Here is a 636-nt window from a genome sequence, read left to right as displayed (position 1 = left end):
CTTTAAGCATAACCATTACCTCTTGTAAAACACGTCACCCAAAGCATACATCAACGCATCTGCGTTCGTATGGTCATTCGAGGCAGAAACTTTTATCAATGGGTCTAATTTTCCAGCAATAATAAAGTAAAGCATTTCAACCTCTTGACCGTATAACATATTATAAATAAGTCTACTCTCCCGCCTTAATTTACCGGCGGCTCTAGATGCTTTATCGAAGTAACTATAAATTTGAAATGCTGTTAGCATTCTAGCCACTACTTTCCTAGACATTAAGAGAACATCCGGAGATCTTGAAATTTGCAATGATATCAATTGCACGATAACTTCTATTAGAGCAATTTTAGCAGCTGCTTTTATGGCTTGTTTTGCAATCGTATCCGTTACTTTATCTTCAATCTCAGAGCGTCTTTCTGTAAAGTCTTTCTTTGTTTTTTCTGGCATTGTTGCAAAAATGAAGCTAACAATAGCATGTGTCATATCATAAATTACAAAAGGTTTCATTATTAAGGAGCGGATGGAGTAAAGCATTCGTAAATCATCCTGCCGAACTTTATCTCTATACCTGTCTCTTATACACATCTGACGCTGCCGACGATGCCAACTGGGTGTAGAGGTCGGGGGGGGGGGGGGGGG

The 636-nt window shown here is 39.2% G+C and carries 1 protein-coding gene; it reads right to left on the bottom strand.

Going from position 1 to position 636, the window contains the following annotated elements; all coding sequences use genetic code 11:
- Positions 1 to 15: 15 nt before the first annotated feature.
- Positions 16 to 636: hypothetical protein (locus tag JHD74_RS25940; RefSeq protein WP_233169699.1), on the bottom strand; the 621-nt coding region annotated here is incomplete at its 5' end.

The organism is Serratia sp. ASV30, from assembly GCF_016428815.1.
GTDB classification, from domain to species: domain Bacteria; phylum Pseudomonadota; class Gammaproteobacteria; order Enterobacterales; family Enterobacteriaceae; genus Chania; species Chania fonticola_C.
The sequence above is the reverse complement of the archived record's forward strand: the minus strand, read 5'-3'. Positions and strand labels throughout refer to the sequence as shown.